This window comes from Modestobacter lacusdianchii, assembly GCF_054177765.1.
In genome coordinates this window covers 61,742-78,709 of sequence record NZ_JBJJTJ010000019.1, presented here as the reverse complement: position 1 = coordinate 78,709, position 16,968 = coordinate 61,742, and the positions used below count along the sequence as shown (strand labels likewise).

General features: G+C 74.9%; 13 protein-coding genes. 4 read left to right on the top strand and 9 right to left on the bottom strand.

The annotated features are described in order from the left end of the window. The 3 genes from ACJTNH_RS14405 to ACJTNH_RS14395 form a co-directional block, all read right to left on the bottom strand. On the bottom strand, positions 1 to 1,485 hold a 1,485-nt coding region (locus tag ACJTNH_RS14405), incomplete at its 3' end, for a hypothetical protein (protein ID WP_458176787.1). Between the two features lie 524 nt (positions 1,486 to 2,009). After that, positions 2,010 to 3,419, bottom strand: a complete 1,410-nt coding sequence (locus tag ACJTNH_RS14400) for an NAD(P)H-quinone dehydrogenase (protein ID WP_458176785.1) — start codon at positions 3,417 to 3,419, stop codon at positions 2,010 to 2,012. 127 nt (positions 3,420 to 3,546) lie between these two features. After that, positions 3,547 to 4,650 (bottom strand): acyltransferase family protein, encoded by a 1,104-nt coding sequence (locus tag ACJTNH_RS14395; RefSeq protein ID WP_458176783.1) that lies wholly within the window; start codon positions 4,648 to 4,650, stop codon positions 3,547 to 3,549. A 295-nt stretch (positions 4,651 to 4,945) separates the two neighbouring features. On the opposite strand from ACJTNH_RS14395, the gene ACJTNH_RS14390 reads away from it, so the two are divergent. After that, positions 4,946 to 5,350: a GtrA family protein gene (locus ACJTNH_RS14390; protein WP_458176781.1), complete on the top strand. Its 405-nt coding sequence runs from the start codon at positions 4,946 to 4,948 to the stop codon at positions 5,348 to 5,350. A 3-nt stretch (positions 5,351 to 5,353) separates the two neighbouring features. Here ACJTNH_RS14390 and meaB read toward each other — a convergent pair whose 3' ends face one another. The 5 genes from meaB to ACJTNH_RS14365 all read right to left on the bottom strand — a co-directional run bounded on the left by meaB (position 5,354) and on the right by ACJTNH_RS14365 (position 12,968). Next, on the bottom strand, positions 5,354 to 6,364 hold the full coding sequence (gene meaB, locus ACJTNH_RS14385; RefSeq protein WP_458176780.1) for a methylmalonyl Co-A mutase-associated GTPase MeaB: 1,011 nt from the start codon (positions 6,362 to 6,364) through the stop codon (positions 5,354 to 5,356). After that, the gene (gene scpA, locus ACJTNH_RS14380; RefSeq protein WP_458176778.1) at positions 6,361 to 8,571 is read right to left on the bottom strand and encodes a methylmalonyl-CoA mutase; all 2,211 of its coding nucleotides are present in this window, start codon (positions 8,569 to 8,571) and stop codon (positions 6,361 to 6,363) included. The genes meaB and scpA overlap by 4 nt, the downstream gene beginning before the upstream one ends. Then, the gene (locus tag ACJTNH_RS14375) at positions 8,568 to 10,538 is read right to left on the bottom strand and encodes a methylmalonyl-CoA mutase subunit beta (RefSeq protein WP_458176776.1); all 1,971 of its coding nucleotides are present in this window, start codon (positions 10,536 to 10,538) and stop codon (positions 8,568 to 8,570) included. The genes scpA and ACJTNH_RS14375 overlap by 4 nt, the downstream gene beginning before the upstream one ends. Positions 10,539 to 10,605: 67 nt before the next feature. Continuing rightward, positions 10,606 to 11,835 carry an amidohydrolase gene (locus ACJTNH_RS14370; RefSeq protein WP_458176774.1) on the bottom strand — a complete coding sequence of 410 codons (1,230 nt, stop codon included), beginning with the start codon at positions 11,833 to 11,835 and terminating at the stop codon, positions 10,606 to 10,608. Then, the gene (locus ACJTNH_RS14365; RefSeq protein ID WP_458176772.1) at positions 11,832 to 12,968 is read right to left on the bottom strand and encodes a glutamate--cysteine ligase; all 1,137 of its coding nucleotides are present in this window, start codon (positions 12,966 to 12,968) and stop codon (positions 11,832 to 11,834) included. Before ACJTNH_RS14365 ends, ACJTNH_RS14370 begins: the two co-directional genes overlap by 4 nt. Positions 12,969 to 13,041: 73 nt before the next feature. Between ACJTNH_RS14365 and ACJTNH_RS14360 the strand changes: the two genes are divergently transcribed. From ACJTNH_RS14360 to ACJTNH_RS14350, 3 genes are read left to right on the top strand one after another with little or no spacing between them, the layout of a single operon-like run. Continuing rightward, positions 13,042 to 13,860, top strand: coding sequence for a purine-nucleoside phosphorylase (locus ACJTNH_RS14360; protein ID WP_458176770.1), 819 nt, complete (start codon positions 13,042 to 13,044; stop codon positions 13,858 to 13,860). 35 nt (positions 13,861 to 13,895) lie between these two features. Further along, entirely contained in the window at positions 13,896 to 14,750 is an 855-nt protein-coding gene (locus tag ACJTNH_RS14355; protein WP_458176768.1) for an NAD-dependent epimerase/dehydratase family protein, read from the top strand. Further along, positions 14,747 to 16,375 (top strand): phospho-sugar mutase, encoded by a 1,629-nt coding sequence (locus ACJTNH_RS14350; protein ID WP_458176766.1) that lies wholly within the window; start codon positions 14,747 to 14,749, stop codon positions 16,373 to 16,375. The genes ACJTNH_RS14355 and ACJTNH_RS14350 overlap by 4 nt, the downstream gene beginning before the upstream one ends. 75 nt (positions 16,376 to 16,450) lie before the next feature. On the opposite strand, the gene ACJTNH_RS14345 is transcribed toward ACJTNH_RS14350, so the two are convergent. After that, entirely contained in the window at positions 16,451 to 16,939 is a 489-nt protein-coding gene (locus tag ACJTNH_RS14345; RefSeq protein WP_458176764.1) for a DUF805 domain-containing protein, read from the bottom strand. Positions 16,940 to 16,968 lie beyond the last annotated feature (29 nt).

Below are 16,968 nucleotides of genomic sequence, written 5' to 3'. Positions count from 1 at the left end.
CTCCCAGCCCACCGCACCCCACAGGGCGCGGATGCTGCCGCGGGTGAAGTGGGCGCCGGTGGCGGCGGTCCAGTACAGGCTGCCACCGGCGAACTCCTGGAAACACCCACCACCCACCAGCCCACAGCTGATCCCGGTCAGCGGTGCGCCGAGCAGCCCGGCGGCCCCACCGAGCTGTGCGTACCGCAGGCCGAGGGGTGCGGTGACGGGCACGCCGATGCGGACGACGGCAGAGCCCGGGCCGACGGAGACGACCGTGAGGGTGACCGACCCACCGGCCAGCGTCAGGGCCGACCCGACCGGCAGCGCGGCGGCCATGTCGGACCGCCAGCCGGTGCTCGCGGAGGGGGTCGGGTCCAGCAGCAGCGAGGCGTCGTCCGAGCCGGGGTTCGCCCGTCGCAGCAGGACCCCCGACTGGAGCCCGACCTGGTTGGCCGACGTCGACAGCCACGCGTCCCGGCCGCTGGCCGGCCGGTACTCCACCCAGTAGACGGCACCGTTCGCCGCCGTGATCCGCAGCGCACGGATACCGCTGGTCCCCGAGATCGGCGAGAGCGTGTGGTCGGCCGACGCACTGGCGGAGGTCACGTCCACCCGCTGCGCCGCCGGCAGCACGCCCAGCTGGGCCTGGTTCAGCGCGCTGACCGTGCCCAGCTGGCTCCAGCTGACGCCCATCACGTCGTAGTAGTCCCGGTAGTGGCTGACCTGGCAGGCTGCGGCGGCGGCCTCGACCTGCCCGTCGCACTGCAGGCCCGAGGAGTGGCCGAGCCCGAAGTTGTGGCCGAGCTCGTGAGCGATCAGCGAGGTAGCGGTCGCCTGCACGTAGATCCGTCCCCCGGAACCGATGTCCTGGCGGACCTCGCCCAGCCCGTAAGAGCACTCCGGCGCTCCGGCGGGCACGTAGACCAGCAGGTGCCGGCCGGCGGCGTAGGACCAGCCTGCCCGGGCGGCCGCCTCGCTCCACAACGCGTACGGGTCGACGCACGTCGTCGTCCCCTGGAACCAGTCGACGGTTCCGGTGACTCCGACGCGGACCGCGCCGGCGCTCTGCTGCTCCCAGAAGTCACCGACCGGGCCGTTGACCGCGGCGACCACCTGGTCGAGCCGGGTGGCGTCCCGTGCGGCGCCGGCCGGCTGGAGCATCACCACGGTGACCAGGTGGTTCACCGGGGCGATGGTCTGCGCGGTGGTCTGCTCGTCGGGCACCGGGGCAGCGACGACGTCCGCGGAGAGGACCTCCAACGCGGGGGCGTAGCCGTCGGCCGCCGCCTGGTCCGCCACGGGCTCACCGACCGTGGCCTCGACGGTCGCGCCGGTGGGCACCTCGGCAACGTCCTCGGTCGAGACGCGGACGGTGTCCCCGGACTCCGTCTGGACCCAGCTCAGCAGCGTGTCGTCGGTCTCGGCCTCGTCGTGCCCGGCATCCTCGTGCCCGGCCTCCTCGTGCGGACCCGGATCGGCGTAGGCCTGGACCAGCTCACCCACCACCGTGTCACCGGGCTCAGCCGCCGGCGTGCCTCCCGCTCCTGCTCCGGGGTCGGTCGTCCCGGGCGCCGTCGTCGTGCCGGCCGCCTCGGTCGTCGCAGCCGCCTCGGTCGTCGGGGTCGTCGCAGGCGCCTCGGTCGTCGGGGTCGCCCCGGTCGTCGGGGTCGTCGCAGGCGCCTCGGTCGTCGGGGTCGCCCCGGTCGTCGCGGGCGCCTCGCTCGTGGCGGTCACTGCGGCGGTCGTGGTGGCGGTCGTGGTGGCCGACGTCTCGTCCGCTCGAGCGTGGGTCGGGCTGGTCGCGAGCACCCCAGCCAGCAGGACCGAGATCGCGACCAGCCCTCCAGCGCGGAGGCAGAGCCGGTTGTGGGACTGCACGGGAGGAGCTCCTGACCGAGAAGGGACTCCAATCAGGATCGGCACGACACCCGCCGAACTGGAGTGGACTGCCCGATGGAGTCCGGACGGGGAGGAGCGCCGGGCGCGGCGCCCGCCGCGCCGCCACCCTCAGGGGCGGCGAGCGGAGCTCAGCTGTGCTCGTCCTCGATGCCCATCAGCCGGCGGCCGGCCTCGGTGATCGACCCGGACAGCGACGGGTAGATCGCGAAGGTCTGCGCCAGGTCGCCGGCGGTGAGCCCCTTCGTCACGGCCAGCGCGATCGGCAGGATCAGCTCGGAGGCCCCCGGCGCGACCACGACACCGCCGATGACGACGTCGGTCGACCGCCGGGCGTACAGCTTGACGAAGCCGTCGTCCAGATCGCCCATCTTGGCCCGCGCGTTGGTCCTCAGCGGCAGCCGGATCACCTCGACGTCCGCTCCGTCGGTCAGCGACTTCTCCTGCACGCCGACCGTGGCGATCTCCGGGTGGGTGAAGACGTTGGCGGCGACGGTCTTGAGCCGGATCGGGGACACCGCCTCGCCGAGGGCGTGCCACATGGCGATCCGGCCCTGCATGGCCGCGACCGACGCCAGCTGGAACACCCCGGTGACGTCGCCGGCGGCGTAGATGCCCGGGACGGTGGTGCGGGAGACCCGGTCGACGACAATGTGCCCGGCCCTGGTGACGTCGACGCCACAGGCCGCCAGGTTCAGCCCCTCGGTGTTGGGCACCGTGCCGACGGTCATCAGCGCGTGCGACCCCTCGACGACGCGCCCGTCGGTGAGCTCGACCCGCACGCCCTTCTCGGTGCGGACGACCTTGTCGGCGCGGCTGCGCTCGGCGATCCGGCCACCCCGGGACTGGAAGACCCGCTCGACGACCGCAGCGGCGTCGGCGTCCTCCCCGGGCAGCACCTGGTCGCGCGAGGACACCAGGGTGACCGGGACCCCGGCCTCCAGGTAACCCGAGGCGAACTCGGCACCAGTCACGCCGGATCCGACGACGACCAGGTGCTCGGGCATCTCGTCGAGGTCGTACACGTCACGCCAGGACAGGATGCGCTCGCCGTCCGGCTCGGCACCCGGCAGCACCCGGGGGTCGGCGCCGGTGGCGATGAGGACGACGTCGCCCTCCAGCTCCTCGGCGACCCCGCCGTCCCGATCGAGCACCTGCACCCGGTGCGCGGCCAGCCCGCGGACCTCGTCGGACAGCCGCCCCTGGCCGTTGACCAGCCGAACGCCCTCGGACTCCAGGCGGGCGTGGATGTCGGCGGACTGCGCGACCGCCAGCCCCTTGATCCGCTGGTTCACCGCGGCCAGGTCCAGGCCCACGGTGTCCAGGTCGGTGCCGCGCAGGCCGAGGACGGCGGAGTCGCGCACCGAGGTCATGGCACCGGCGGAGGCGATTAAGGTCTTGGACGGCACGCAGTCGGTCAGCACGCTGGCGCCGCCGATGCCGTCGCGTTCGATCACGGTGACGTCCGCACCGAGCTGGGCGGCGACGAGCGCGGCCTCGTAGCCGGCCGGGCCACCGCCGATGATCACGATGCGGGTCATGGGTGCTGCTCCCAGTGCTGGACCGATGGGTGTACCCGCCATTGTCCCTGCTGCGGCGGTCACTGTCGGCCACCGACGCGGTCGGTGGCCGCCCGAGCCGCACTCCGGCCCCGCCGGGGACCGGCCGCTACGGCGCCGGCTGGAGCTCAGGCCGGTGCACGGACCCGCGCCGGCCGGGCCGGGCCGCGCGGTCCGGGCACCGGTCCAGCAGCCGGCGCCGGCGTTGAGCCGGACGCTCCACCGCGAACCAGCTGAGTGCGGCGAAGGGGACGGTGGCGAGAACCGAGCACACCATGTACGGCACGAGGCCCCAGGAGGCCACGCCCAGGAGCACCAGCGTCTGCTGCACCGGGAACGCGTAGATGTACATGCCGTACGAGAGGTCGTGCCGCCGGCCGAACCGGTGGAACGGGAGCCGGACGCCCAGGTACAGCAGGCAGTAGGCCAGCGGCATGGCGACGAACTCCGCGTCGAGCCCCTGGTGCAGCACGATCAGGCTGGTCAGGCAGGCCGCCAGGGCGATCGCGCCGTGCAGCGGGACACGTCCACGCAGCACGAACAGCGCCGCACCGGCGAAGAAGTACGGCGCCAGCGAGACGAACTCCTGCAGGGTCGCCGACTGCTCGAACCAGCCCCGTCCACCACCCCACGCCAGGAAGGAGAGGCCCGCCCACGCCAGGACGACGACGGAGGTCAGGTGCCGGCGGGGGACCACGGAGACGATCGCGCCGATGAGGACGTAGCACAGCGCCTCGTGGTAGAGCGTCCACAGCGACCCGTTCCAGGCCCCCGGGAACGGCACATTCATCGGGGTCTGACCGACGTTGTAGGCCCCGACGCGGAGCCAGTCGTTGGCCAGGACGTACCGCACGCCGTCACCGACGGACCAGGGACCACCGCCGAGCAGGCTGCCGATCGGCGCGAAGAAGAAGGCAACGACCACGCCGACCGCCAGGTACCCCGGGTAGATGCGCAGCACCCGGCGCCAGGCGTAGGTCGCCAGGTCCGTGGAGAGCCGGCTCTGGATGATCAGCCACCCGGACAGGGCGAAGAAGCCGGCGACGGCGACGTCGTCCAGTTCCATGTCACCCAGGCGGACGTCACCGGCGAAGCCGCCCAGCGGGAAGGAGTGCGCCACGATCACGAGGACGGCGAGCCCCCACCTGATGGCGCTCAGGCTGTTGCGACCGGACGGGAACTCGTCCAGCCGCGCCGAACGGTGCTGTGCCATGGAGACCTCCGAGGAGCGGCGGGACGACTCAGGCAATCTGCCACCCGGAGTCCCCGACACAGCCGGACACGCCGCCGCGGACGCACCGCGGGCGCGGGCTCCCCGCCCCTGGCGTCGCGTGCGTCCCAAGCCCGCGCTGCGCCCCACCGACACCAGCCGTGTCGGCTCACGTGCTCGACCGCTCGTAGGCTCCTGGTCTCTGCGTCCGCGCCGCACCGGTCGGCCAGGCGCACGCCCTGCAGTCCCGGGAGACCGGTAGCACTGCACCCATCCACCCGGCTCTTGGTCTGGAGACATGACGACCCACGAACGATCGTCCAGCGACCTGTGGGGTCAGCTGATCCGGTTCGTCGTGGTCGGCCTGTTCAGCGCCGTCGTCGACCTCGCCGTCTACTCCCTCGCCCTGCACCTGGGCCTCTGGGTGCACGCCGCCCGCGCCCTCAGCTTCGTCTGCGGCACCAGCACCGCCTACGCGCTCAACCGGCGTTGGGCCTTCCGGGTGGAGGGCAGTCGCAACCGGGCGCTGGGCTTCACGCTGCTCTACAGCACGACCTTCTTCGTGATCCTCGGCGTGAACGCACTGGCGCTGGCGGTCCTGCCCGACCGGTGGTGGACCATCACGCTGGCCTGGGCGCTCTCCCAGGGCTTCGGGACGATGGTCAACTTCGTCATGCTGCGGACCGTCGTCTTCCGCAGCTGAGCCTCAACGTCCCCCGAACGCGGCGAGCAGCCGCTGGGCCGCCAGCGCCGGGGTGAGCTCGCCCGCGAGCACCGCCGCCTCCAGCTCCGGTGCCGCCGACCGCACGGCGGGGTGCTCGCGCAGCTGGTGCTCCAGCCCGTCCCGCACCAGCTGCCAGGTCCAGCGCACCTGCTGCGCCCGGCGCCGCTCCTCCAGCTCCCCGGCGGCCCGCATCCGGTCCTGGTGCGCGACGACCTGCGCCCACACCTCGCCCAGCCCGGCCCCGGTCAGCCCGGCACAGGTGAGCACCGGCACGGCCTCCCCGCGCAGCATCCGCATCGCCCCGGCCAGCTCGCGGGCGGCCCGCCGGGCGTCGACCTCACCGGGCCCGTCGGCCTTGTTGACCGCGATCACGTCGGCGATCTCGAGGATCCCGCGCTTGATCCCCTGCAGCTGGTCACCGGTGCGGGCGAGGGTGAGGAACAGGAAGGTGTCGACCATCTCGGCGACGGCCACCTCCGACTGCCCGACCCCGACGGTCTCCACCAGGACGACGTCGTACCCGGCTGCCTCCACGACGACCATCGACTCCCGGGTGGCCTGGGCGACGCCGCCGAGCGTGCCGGCGGTGGGCGCGGGCCGGATGAAGGCGTCCGGGTCGACGGCGAGCCGGGCCATCCGCGTCTTGTCACCCAGGATCGAGCCGCCGGACCGGGCCGAGGACGGGTCGACGGCGAGCACCGCCACCTTCGACCCCGCGGCGGTCAGCTCGACGCCGAGGGAGTCGATGAACGTCGACTTCCCGACCCCGGGCACCCCGCTGATCCCGACCCGCCGCGCCTCCCCGGCGTGCGGCAGCAGCTGCACCAGCAGCTCCTGGGCCGCCTCCCGGTGGTCGGCCCGCCTGGACTCGACCAGCGTGATCGCCCGCGCCACCGCCCGCCGCTCCCCGGCCAGCACCCCGTCGGCCACCCGCGGGACGTCGACGGACCGGCCAGCCGAGGGGCCAAAGTCGCGACTTTGGCCCTCGGTCACGCGTGGCCCAGGCGGGTGGACAGGGTGCGGAGCAGGTCCTGCGCGGCGTCGGCGATGACCGTGCCGGGCGGGAAGACGGCGGCGGCGCCCATCTCCTGCAGCGTCGGGACGTCGTCGGGCGGGATGACTCCGCCGACCACGACCAGGACGTCGTCGGCGCCCAGTTCGGCGAGGGCGTCGCGCAGCGCGGGCACCAGGGTGAGGTGGCCGGCGGCGAGGGAGGAGACGCCGATGACGTGCACGTCGGCCTCGACGGCCTGCCGGGCGACCTCGTCCGGGGTCTGGAACAGCGGGCCGACGTCGACGTCGAAGCCCAGGTCGGCGAAGGCGGTGGCGATCACCTTCTGCCCGCGGTCGTGCCCGTCCTGGCCCATCTTGGCCACCAGGATCCGCGGGCGGCGCCCTTCCGCCTCGGCGAACGCGGCGGCCAGCTCCCGGGTCTGCTCGACCGGGCCCGAGGCGCCGGCTTCGTCGCGGTACACACCGGAGATGGTGCGCACCTGCCCGGAGTGCCGCCCGTAGACCGCCTCCAGCGCGTCGGAGATCTCCCCCACCGTCGCCTTCGCCCGCGCCGCGTCCACGGCCAGCGCGAGCAGGTTGGCGTCGAGGTCGTTGCCGCGCCGTCCCTCGGCCGCGGCGCGGGCCGCGTCGGTGAGCCGGCCCAGCGCCTCGGTGACCGCGCGCGGGTCGCGGGAGGCGCGCAGCTCGGCCAGCTTCGCCTTCTGCTGGGCGAGCACGTCGGCGTTGTCGACCCGCAGCACCTCGACCGCCTCGTCGGCCTCGACCCGGTACTTGTTCACCCCGATCACCGGCTGGCGACCGGAGTCGATCCGCGCCTGGGTGCGCGCGGCGGCCTCCTCGATCCGCAGCTTCGGGATGCCGTCGTCGATCGCCTGCGCCATCCCCCCGTGCGCGGCGACCTCCTCGATGTGCGCCCAGGCCCGGCGCGCGAGGTCGGCGGTCAGCTTCTCGACGTACGCCGACCCGCCCCACGGGTCGATGACCCGCGTCGTCCCGGACTCCTGCTGCAGCAGCAGCTGGGTGTTGCGGGCGATCCGGGCGGAGAAGTCGGTGGGCAGCGCGAGGGCCTCGTCCAGGGCGTTGGTGTGCAGCGACTGGGTGTGCCCCTGGGTGGCGGCCATCGCCTCCAGGCAGGTGCGGACGACGTTGTTGTAGACGTCCTGCGCGGTCAGCGACCAGCCCGAGGTCTGGCAGTGGGTGCGCAGCGACATCGACTTCGGGTTCTGCGCGCCGGCCTCGCGCACCAGCTCAGCCCACAGCAGCCGCCCGGCCCGGAGCTTGGCGACCTCCATGAAGAAGTTCATGCCGATGCCCCAGAAGAAGCTCAGCCGGGGCGCGAACGCATCGACGTCCAGGCCCGCGGCCTTGCCCGCCTGCAGGTACTCGACCCCGTCGGCGAGGGTGTAGGCCAGCTCCAGGTCGGCCGTCGCCCCGGCCTCCTGGATGTGGTAGCCGGAGATGGAGATCGAGTTGAACCGCGGCATCCGCGCGGCGGTGAAGCTGAAGATGTCGCTGATCACCTGCATCGACGGCTTCGGCGGGTAGATGTAGGTGTTGCGGACCATGAACTCCTTGAGGATGTCGTTCTGGATCGTCCCCGTGAGCTGGTCCGGGCTCACCCCCTGCTCCTCCGCGGCGACGACGTAGAGCGCCAGCACCGGCAGCACGGCGCCGTTCATCGTCATCGACACGCTCATCCGGTCCAGCGGGATGCCGTCGAACAGCTGTCGCATGTCCAGGATCGAGTCGATCGCCACCCCGGCCATCCCGACGTCGCCGACCACCCGCGGGTGGTCGGAGTCGTACCCGCGGTGGGTGGGCAGGTCGAAGGCGACGCTCAGCCCCTTCTGCCCGGCGGCCAGGTTGCGCCGGTAGAACGCGTTGGACTCAGCCGCGGTGGAGAACCCGGCGTACTGGCGCACCGTCCACGGCTGGGTGGTGTACATCGTCGGGTAGGGCCCGCGCAGGTACGGCGCGATGCCCGGGTAGGTGCCCAGGAAGTCGATGCCGTCCAGGTCGTCCGGGGTGAACAGCGGCGGGACGGCGATGCCCTCGGGCGTCTGCCAGGTCGCCTCGCCGACGTCCCGGCCGGTGGCGTCGGCGTACGCCTTCACCCAGTCGTCCCGGGTCGCGGCGGACTCCGGCCGGCCCAGCTCCAGGTTCCCGAAGTCGGGTACAACGCTCATGCCGACACCTCCTGAGACCCATGGTGACCGACCTGGCCGCCGCCGTCGTCCCCTCCAGGCCGGCCGTGTTCGCCACCATGGCCGGGGAGGAGCTCGTCGAGGACGGTCGTGAGCACGGCCAGGGCGTCGCAGCCGGCGTGCACGTGGCCGTCGACGCCGTCCACCGCCAGGGACGGCGGCCCGGCCAGCCACACCTGGGTGGCACCGGCGGCCCGCAGCTCGGCGGCGAGCGCGGCAGCGGAGTCGGCGTAGTCGCGGTCGGTGCCGCAGATGCAGGCGACCGTCGTCCCGGCGAGGCCGTCCACCCCGTCGCCGGTCGGGGCCAGCAGCCCGCCGGCGCCGAAGAGGTTGGCGGCGAAGGTGGCCCGGGCGGTGTGCCGGGCGACCGGCCCGATCGTGGCCAGGTGGACCCGCGGGCGCGGGTCTGCGGCCGCCACCCGGTCGCGCAGCTCCTCGAACGCCTGCGCGGCCCGCACCCGCGGCAGCCCGCCCGGGGCAGGCGGCAGCGCCTCGGCCGCGGGACGGCGCTCGGGGAGCACCTCGGTCGGGTTCGGGAACTCGGTGACCCCGGTGATCGCGTCGGTGCGGTGCGCCACCCGCTCCTGCCGCTCCGCCCAGGCGGCCCCGATCCGGTCGGCGACCAGGCCGGACGACAGCGCCGCGGCCAGCCCGCCGGCCCGTTCGATCTCGGTGAACCAGGCCCAGCCGGCCTGGGCCAGGCTCTCGGTCAGCGACTCGACGTACCAGGAGCCACCGGCCGGGTCGAGCACCCGGGCGAGGTGCCCCTCCTCGACCAGCAGGCTCTGGGTGTTGCGGGCGATCCGCCGGGCGAAGGCGTCGGGCAGCCCGAGGGCGGCGTCGAAGGGCTGCACCGTCACGACGTCGGCGCCGCCGACGCCGGCGGCGAAGCAGGCGACCGTGGTGCGCAGCATGTTCACCCACGGGTCGTGCCGGGTGACCATCACGTTCGAGGTGACCGCGTGCTGGCGCATCGCCCGCGCCTCCGCGGGCACGCCGCTGGCCTCGCCCACCCGGTCCCACATCCGGCGGGCGGCCCGCAGCGCGGCGATGGTGGTGAACTGGTCGGCGCTCGCCGACAGCCGGAACTCCACCTGGCCGAACGCGTCCGCCACGTCCATGCCCTGAGAGGTGAGCGCACGCAGGTGGGCGACCCCGGCGGCGACCGCGCAGCCCAGCTCCTCCACCGCCGAGCCCCCGGCGTCGGCGAAGACCGTCCCGTCGGCGACGACCGTGCACCAGCCCGCGGGGGCGCGCCGGGCGAGGTCGGCCAGGCCGGTCAGGTCCTGCGGCTCCCCCGTCGCCGCCTGGACGCTCAACGGGTCCAGCCCCAGGCAGCCGCCGGGCGCCAGGTCGGTGCGGCCCTCGACCAGGGACAGGAACGCCTCCGCGGCGGCCGGGCCGCCCTGCAGGGTCACCGGTGCCAGGTCCAGCAGCACGTCGGCCAGCACCTCGCCCAGCGCATCGCCCGGCACGGCGCCCTCGCCCACCACCAGCCACAGCGAGGAGACGCCGTTCTCCAGGTCGGCGGCGATCGCCTCCCGGGTGCGCGCCACGTCGGGGTCGGCGTGCCGCTGCCGCACGTCCCAGCCGGCGGGGACGTCCGCGTCGGCGCCCCCGGCCGCGGTGACCCCGGCGGCACCGGCCCGCGAGCCGCGCACGAACGGCGGCAGCCCGGGCACGCCGGCGAGCGCGGGCAGGTCGCCGGCGTCCTCGGCGGTGTAGAGCGGGGCCACGGTCACCCCGGTGGCGACGGAGCGCGTCAGCGCGTCCTCCACCGGGTCGGGCAGCTCGTCGCGGCCGGCCTTGCGCAGCACCCCGGCCACCAGCTCACGCCACTGGTCCCGGGTCGCGGCGGGGAACTCCCCGGCCAGCCTCAGGACGTCGGGCGCCGGTGGCTCGGCGGGTGGCCGGCCGGCCGGCGCGGTCGGGTGGTCGGTGGAACTCATCGTCGGGTCCCCGCCTCTCGTGGACGACGCGCGTCGGCCCAAGATCTACACGATCCGGGGCCCTTCCCTACCGTGCTGGTGCCACCGCGTCCGCGGTCAGGGCGTGCAGCGCGGTGCGGGCCATCAGCCGCACCCCGACCTCGATCGCCCGCTCGTCGACGTCGAAGGTGCCGCGGTGCAGGTCCAGCGGGGTCCCGCCGCCGTGCGTCCCCAGCCGCGCCAGGGCGATCGGCAGCACCTCGGCGAACCAGCCGAAGTCCTCCCCGCCCATGCTCTGCGGCGAGACCGCCACGCCGTCGCTGCCCACCGTGTCCAGCGCGGCCGACCGCAGCAGGGCGACGCTGCGCGGGTCGTTGACCACCGGCGGCACGCCACGCACGTACTCGATCGACACCCCGGCCCCCGACGCCCCGGCCACCTCGGTGACCAGCCGGCGGACCAGGCCCTCCGCCTCGTCCCACACCGACCGGTCGAGCACCCGCAGCGTGCCGCGCAGCTGCCCGGTCTCGGGGATGGTGTTCGCCGCGACCCCGGCGGTGATCGCGCCCCAGACCAGCGACAGGCTCGCCCGCGGGTCGACCAGCCGGGACAGCAGCCCCGGCACCTCGGTGGCCACCCGCCCCATGGCGTGCACCAGGTCGACGGTCAGCTGCGGCCGCGCGGTGTGCCCGCCCGGCCCGGTCAGCGTGACCTCCACCCGGTCGCACGCGGCGGTGATCGCCCCGGTGCGCAGGCCGACCTGGCCGGCGGGCAGCGAGGGGTCGCAGTGCAGGGCGAAGGCCCGGGTCGCCCCGGCCAGCACGCCCTCGTCGACGACCTCCAGCCCGCCGCCGGGCACCTGCTCCTCGGCAGGCTGGAACACGCAGCGCACCGTGCCCGGCAGCCCGTCCAGCGAGGCCAGTGCCTGTGCGACCCCGAGCAGCACGGTGGTGTGCACGTCGTGGCCGCAGGCGTGGCAGAGCCCCTCGCGGGTGGAGGCGTACGGCACGTCCTTCAGGTCGGTCAGCGGCAGCGCGTCGATGTCGGCACGCAGCACGACGACCGGGCCGGCGTCCGGGTCGCCACCGACGTCGCAGACCAGCCCGGTGCCCGACTTCAGCCGCCGCGGCGCCAGACCGGCCGCGGTGAGCCGCTGCTCCAGGAACGCGGTCGTCTCGTGCTCGACGAAGCCCAGCTCGGGGTGGGCGTGCAGGTGCCGGCGGACGGCGACCAGCTCCGGCTGGTGCGCCCGCGCCCAGGCGTCGACCGCCCGGCCTGCCTGATCGTGCCGGTCGTCGGGGGTCGGTGCTCCGCTCACGAGGGCAGCCCGTCGCGCAGTTCGGCCAGCAGGCTGTCGACCACCGGCGCCAGCTCGCCGTCGTGCGCGGCCGCGACCGCGCGCTGCCGCTCGTAGGACCCCCCGGCGGCGAGCACCCGCCGCACGTCGGTGAGCTCGGCCTCGCAGCCGAGCTTGCGCGCCGTGGGCAGCAGCTCCTCGACGACCTCGTCGATCGCCTCCCGCACCGGCCGCACGGTGCCCTGCTCGTCGACGACGATCTCGGCGTCCAGCCCGTACCGCACGGCCCGCCACTTGTTCTCCCGCACGACCCAGTCGGCCGGCGAGGGCAGGGTGTACCCGCGGTCGAGCTGGGTGTCGAACTGCTCGACCAGGCACTGGGCGAGCGCGGCGACCGCGCCGACCTCGTCGAGGGTGGGCAGCCCGTCGCAGATGCGCAGCTCGACGGTGCCGAAGTCCGGGTGCGGGCGGATGTCCCACCACACCTCGCGGACGCTCTCGATCGCCCCGGCGTCGATGAGCGTGCCCATGTACTCCTCGAACTCGGCCCAGTCGGCGAGCTGGTAGGGCAGCCCGGCGGTCGGCATGGCCTCGAAGACCTTGGTGCGCGCCGAGGCGAGCCCGGTGTCGCAGCCGGCCCAGTAGGGCGAGGACGCCGACAGCGCCAGGAAGTGCGGCACGTACTGGGTGAGCGCGTTGACGATCGGGATGACCTTGTCCGGCGACCGGACGCCGACGTGCACGTGGACGCCGAAGATCTGCAACCGGCGGGCCAGCCACTGCATCCGCTCGACCAGCTCGGCGTACCGCTCCTTGGGGGAGATCTCCTGGGAGTCCCACCGGGTGAAGGGGTGGCTGCCGGCGCACATGACGCCCAGGCCGCGGCGCTCGGCGGCGGCGACCACCTCGGCAAGCGTGCCGGCCAGGTCGGCCTTGGCCTCGGCGACGGTGGTGCAGACCCCGGTGATGACCTCCACGGTCGACTGCAGCAGCTCGTGCTTGGCCTTGGGGTGCTCGTCCAGGCCCTCGGGGGTGATCTCGGCGAGGATCTCGGTGGCGCCGGCGGTCAGCTCGCGGGTCTGCGGGTCGATCAGCTGCAGCTCCCACTCCACCCCCAGGCTGGCGCGCTCGGAGGCGTGGAAGTCGATCTGCACCCCGCGAGTCTAGGGACGGCGTCCGACACCCGCCGGACGGTGACGTGTCGGTGTTCCTTCCTATGCTCACGGGGTGAGCCAGCCTGCCGCCGCCCAGCCCACCGACCCGACCGCCCTGGCCGCCAGCGCCGCGTCCGAGCTGACCGCCGCCCTCGGCGACGGCCACGACGTCGCCGTGGTGATGGGGTCGGGCTGGGCGCCCGCCGCCGACGCCTTCGGCGAGACGCTGGCCAGCGTGGCGATCGGCGACCTCCCGGGGTTCGCCGCCCCGACCGTCACCGGGCACGGCGGGGAGATCCGCTCGGTACAGGTGGGCGAGCGCAAGGTGCTGCTGTTCCTGGGCCGCACCCACCTGTACGAGGGCCGTGGCGTCGAGCCGGTGGTGCACGGCATCCGCACGGCCGCGGCCGCCGGGGTGCGCACCGTCGTGCTCACCAACGCCGCCGGCGGGCTGCGCCCCGAGCACCGGGTCGGCCAGGCCGTGCTGATCAGCGACCACCTGAACATGACCGCCCGCTCACCACTGGTCGGCGCCACGTTCGTCGACCTCACCGACCTGTACTCCGCCCGGCTGCGCACGCTGGCCCGGGAGATCGACCCGTCGCTGGCCGAGGGCGTCTACGCCGCGCTGCCGGGCCCGCACTTCGAGACCCCGGCCGAGATCCGGATGCTCACCACCCTGGGCGCCGACCTGGTCGGCATGTCCACCGCGCTCGAGGCGATCGCCGCCCGGGCGGCCGGCATGGAGGTCCTCGGCCTGTCGATGGTCACCAACGCCGCGGCCGGCATCACCGGCGAGGCGCTGGACCACCTCGAGGTGCTGGAGGCGGGCAAGGCCGCGGCCGGCCGGCTCGGCAGCTTCCTGGTCGAGCTGATCGGCCGGATGCCGTGAGCGGAGCGGGCCCCGGGAGCGCCCCGTCGAGCAGCGTGACCGGTCCGGTCCTGGTCACCGGCGCGGCCGGCGGGCTCGGGACGGCGTTGCGTGGTGGGCTGCCCGAGCGGGGCTGGGCGGTGCGCAGCCTGGACGTCGTCCCGATCGAGGAGCCGCGGCCGGGCGAGGAGCACCTGGTCGCCGACGCCGCCGACCTGGACGCGGTCACCGCGGCGGCCCAGGGCGCCTCGGCGGTGGTGCACCTCGCCGGGATCCTCGGCGAGGCGACCTGGCCGGCCATCGTGCGCTCGCACATCGAGACCACCCGCACCGCGCTGGAGGCCGCCCGCCGGGCCGGCGTCGGTCGGGTCGTGCTCGCCAGCAGCAACCACGCCAGCGGCTTCACCGCCCGGCCGTCCTCCGGCCTGCTCACCGAGGCCGACGCCCCGCCGCGGCCGGACACCTACTACGGGGTGGCCAAGGTGACGATGGAGGCGCTCGGCTCGCTGTACGTCGACCGCTACGGCCTGGACGTGGTCTGCCTGCGGATCGGCAGCGCCTTCCCCCGGCCCACCTCGGTGCGGCAGCTGGCCACCTGGCTCTCCCCCGGCGACACCGTGCGGCTGGTCGACGCCGCACTCCGCACGCCCTCCCCCGGCTACCGGGTCGTCTGGGGCGTGTCGGCCAACACCCGCGGCTGGTGGGACCTCACCGCCGCCCGCGCGCTGGGCTACGAACCGGCCGACGACGCCGAAGCCTACGCCGCGGAGCTGATCGCCGCCCAGGGTGAGGCGGACCCGGCCGACCCGGTGCACGCCCGGGTGGGCGGGGAGTACACGCTGCCCGGCGTGGACGTCGACGTGGTCGAGGCCGCCCAGGGCCCGGTCCAGCCGAGTGGGAGCCCGCGATGACCGACCTGCTGGACGACGCCCGCGCCTGGGCCGCCGACGACCCGCACGACGGCGACCGCGCCGAGATCGAGGCGCTGGTCGCCGCGGGGAACACGGCGGAACTCGCCCGCCGGTTCACCGGCCCGCTGACCTTCGGCACCGCCGGGCTGCGCGGCCCGCTGCGCGCCGGCCCGGCCGGGATGAACGCCGCCGTGGTCAGCCGCGCCGCCGCGGGGCTCGCCCGGTACCTGGTCGACTCCGGGCAGGGCGGTCGCGGCGTGGTGATCGGCTACGACGCCCGGCACCGCTCCGACGAGTTCGCGCACGTCTCGGCCGCCGTGCTCGCCGGCGCCGGGTTCGCCGTCTCGGTGCTGCCCCGCCCGCTGCCCACGCCGGTGCTGTCCTTCGCCGTCCGGCACCTGGGCGCGGTCGCCGGGGTGATGGTGACCGCCAGCCACAACCCGCCGCAGGACAACGGCTACAAGGTCTACCTGGCCGACGGCGCCCAGCTGGTGCCCCCGGCCGACCGGGAGATCGAGGCCGCGATCGCCACCGCCGGCCCGGCCCGCGAGCTGCCGCTCTCCGACGACTGGAACACCCTCGGCGACGACGTCGAGGACGACTACGTCGCCGCGGTGGTGCGCGCACTGGACCCCGACCGGGTGGACGCCGCGGCCCGCCGGCGTCTCGTGGTGGCCTACACCGCGATGCACGGCGTCGGGTCGGCGACCACCCAGCGGGTGTTCGCCGCCGCCGGCTTCGCGCCGCTGCACGTCGTCGCCGAGCAGGACCGGCCCGACCCGGCCTTCCCGACCGTCGCCTTCCCGAACCCGGAGGAGCCGGGCGCGGTCGACCTGCTGACCGAGCTGGCCACCCGCGCCGGCGCCGACGTCGCGATCGCCGAGGACCCGGACGCCGACCGGTGCTCGGTCGTCGTGGGCGGGCGCCAGCTCACCGGCGACGAGGTGGGCGTGCTGCTGGGCGACTGGCTGCTCCGCCGCGGGGTGCGCGGCACCTACGCGAACTCACTGGTCAGCGGATCGCTGCTCGGGGCCCTCGCCCAGGCGCACGGGATGCCGTTCGAGCAGACCCCAACCGGGTTCAAGTGGATCATCCGGGCCGGCTCGGCCGATGCGCCGCTGGTGTTCGGCTACGAGGAGGCGCTGGGCTACGCGGTCTCGCCGTCGGTCGCCCACGACAAGGACGGCGTCTCCGCGGCGCTGGCCGTCGCGCTGCTGGCCCCCGAGCTCGCGGCCGAGGGCCGCACGCTCACCGACCGGCTCGACGAGCTGGCCGTCGAGCACGGGCTGTTCGCCACCGGCCAGCTGTCGGTGCGGGTCGAGGACCTCACGCTCATCTCCGACGCGATGGCCCGGCTCCGCGCCCGGCCACCGGCCCAGCTGCTCGGCCGGCCGGTCGAGGTGGTCGACCTGGCGCACGCCGACCCGCCGCTGGACGCCGTCCGGCTGACCGGCGACGGCGTGCGGGTGATCGTCCGCCCCAGCGGCACCGAGCCGAAGCTCAAGGCCTACCTGGAGGCCGTCGTCCCGGTGGGCGACCGGCAGGGCGTGCCCGCGGCGCGCGCCCGGGGCACGGACGAGCTGGACCGGCTGCGCACGGAGATGGCCACCGCCCTCGGCCTGTGAGGCCGCGGCGGGGCCGGGCACGGCCTCGTCCGTCGCAGGCCGCTGAGCCCCACCGGGCCCCGGCCACCGACCGGGTCAGCCCCAGAAGGGCGGCGCGGACGGCGGCGGCGCAGGCGGGCCGGTCGGTGGCACGGAGTGCGGCGGCGCGGCGTGCGGCGGCGCGGGGAACTGGTCCGGTCCGCCTGGGGCCACCGCCGTACCCGGCACGGGGCCGTAGCGGTTCGGTCCGCCGTCCCCACGCAGGAAGCCGGTGAGCACCAGCAGCGCCACCGGGCCGACCAGCGGCACCAGCCCGATCAGCAGCCACCAGGCGGCCATGCCGCGGTCGTGCAGCCGGGTGACCCCGCCGGAGATCGACGCCGGCAGGGTCAGCAGGCCCGTGGCCGTGACGAGCGGCCCGTAGCCGGTCTGGCCGGTGGCGATCAGCTCGACGTCGCTGTTGCCCAGCGCCACATCGGCGAACAGGGCCAGCACGCTGAGCACCGCCAGCGGCAGGGCGTACTGCAGCCACCAGGTGCGCCGGTCGATGCGCCCGCGGCGCACGTACCACTGCCAGAAGCTCACCCCGCCAGTGTGCCTGGCGCGACCCGCGG